Below are 2,081 nucleotides of genomic sequence, written 5' to 3'. Positions count from 1 at the left end.
CAGCTTGGTTCCGCCGAGGATGCTCAGTTCGGGGTTCAGCGGACCCAGCTTGAGCAGGCCGAACGACCAGTAGAGGTACCAGTCGGGGAGGATGATAGCGGGCGTGACGCTGCCGTTCGCGGGCGGGCCGATGTGCGGCGGGAGCGTCGCCGCGAGGAACAGGATCATCCCCACGAAGAAGCTCGTGATGGCGAGGTTCCGGATTATCTCGTGTGGCCACGTCGGGAACGCGAGTACGTCGCGTTCGACGTAGTCGGACTCCTGCCGCAGGTCCTGGTCTTCGCGCCGGGAGCGCTCGAAGTACTCGTACGTGAGGCGGGAGAGGCCGACGGAGCGCTCCTTGCGCTCGCGCCACGTCGGCGTCTCGCCGTCCGGTGCGACGATGCCGCTGCCGTCCGGTCGCGCCTCGCCAGTCGCGGCTTCGTCGCCCGTCGCCTCGCCGTCGCTCACCCCGCCGTCCGTCGCCTCGTCGTTCGTCTCGCGTTTCGACCGGTCGCTGGAGGAGGGTCCGTCGTCGGGGACGTCCGACATACGAGACCCGTCGGCCGACTGCAACGTAAGCGTTCTCAGAGAAAAGTTTCTGTAAGGAATCCTACTAGAAAGCGTCCGAACCTCGTTGCCGGCGGGCGTGGACAGAAATACTCATGACGGTCGACAGACACCTGCGGTCGTGACGGTCGAACGCCTGCCCGCGGCCGAACTCGACGCCGTCTTCGGCCTCCTCGCGAACGAGTTGCGGATAGAGATAATCCGGACGCTCTGGGAACAGCAGGAGGAACCGCTCTCGTTCACCGACCTCCAGTCGCTCGTCGACGTCCGCGACTCGGGGAAGTTCAACTACCACCTGAACGTGCTCGTTCCGGCGTTCGTCGAACGGTCCGAGGACGGGTACGCGCTCACGCACGCGGGCCAACACGTGGTCGGCGCGGCCGTGTCGGGCCGGTTCACAGAGGCGGACGAGATTACGGTGGACGACGTCCCCGCGGGCGAGTGCATGTTCTGCGGCGGACACCTCTCGGCCCGGTACGAGGGCGGCGACGTCACCGTCGACTGCGACGACTGCGAGGACCTCGTCACTCGCATGCCGATTCCGCCGAACACCGTCTCGGGTCTCGACCCCGAGAACCTTCCGGCGGTGTTCAGCAGGCACCTCCTGACGCTCACGAACCAACTCAGCCGCGGGTTCTGCAAGCTCTGTCAGGGTCGGGTCGACTCCTCGCTCACGGCGCTGTCGTCGTCGGAGTCGGTCACGTTCCGCCCCTCGCTGGACGTGCGGTTCGACTGCCGGGCGTGCGGCGACCGGACGCACCTGAACGTCGGCGGAGTCGTCATGGACCACCCGGCGGTCACCTCGTTCCTGTACGACCACGGCATCGACCTGCGTCGGTCGTACGTCTGGGAACTCACGTCGCTTCTGGACCCCGAGGCCACCGTCGCCTCCGAAGACCCGCTTCGCCTTCGACTCGTCGTGCGACTCGACGGCGACGAACTCGAACTGACGCTAGACGAGACTGCGACTGTCGTCGACCACACGCGCGGCTGATTCCCTCCACGGACGCGACCCGACGGCGGCGACCGGTCGTTCCCGAGTGAGAGAATTATATTCGTTCCTATCAGTAAAAGCTGCATCTATATTACACCCGTACGCCCGTAACGGGTCGAACGGCGACTTCCGACGGAGAAGACCAGAAGCGAGTAGAGAACGCGACCAGTGGGTCGTTCGACCGAGAGACTACCGGTTGTACGTCCGCGGAATCAGCACGCGGCCGTGACCGCCGAAGAGGTCGGTGAGAACCGCTTCGAGGCGCCCGACGTCCGTCGGGGAGCGTCGTCGCGGGGGAGGTAGAACTTGTCGACTTCCGGTTCCGATTCCACGTTCGTTGCGGTGGTCCGTCTTTCCATCTCGGTTTGGTCCGGTACCATCTGGTGACTTCCTTAGGTTCTCGCGCGTACTACTACTGGTATTTTATACGAAGTTCCTCACCATTGTTAACTATCTATCGAAGTAGCTCGAATTCGTTGGGCCAACGCCGGGAAGGGTGAGTGTGTCGCACGTCGGACGAACACGGGTCCGTTTCGCA

General features: G+C 64.3%; 1 protein-coding gene and 1 pseudogene. One reads left to right on the top strand and one right to left on the bottom strand.

Annotated features, from left to right (window positions below; translation table 11 throughout):
• Positions 1 to 531 (bottom strand): annotated as a pseudogene (locus GJ632_RS21165) (cytochrome bc complex cytochrome b subunit); the annotation flags it as partial.
• 139 nt (positions 532 to 670) lie between these two features.
• On the opposite strand from GJ632_RS21165, the gene GJ632_RS21160 reads away from it, so the two are divergent.
• On the top strand, positions 671 to 1,543 hold the full coding sequence (locus GJ632_RS21160) for an ArsR family transcriptional regulator (protein WP_343161309.1): 873 nt from the start codon (positions 671 to 673) through the stop codon (positions 1,541 to 1,543).
• Positions 1,544 to 2,081: the final 538 nt, after the last annotated feature.

It is taken from the genome of Halogeometricum sp. CBA1124 (assembly GCF_009741955.1).
In the GTDB taxonomy this organism is placed as follows: domain Archaea; phylum Halobacteriota; class Halobacteria; order Halobacteriales; family Haloferacaceae; genus Halogeometricum; species Halogeometricum rufum.
This window is presented reverse-complemented; position numbering and strand designations above follow the sequence as displayed.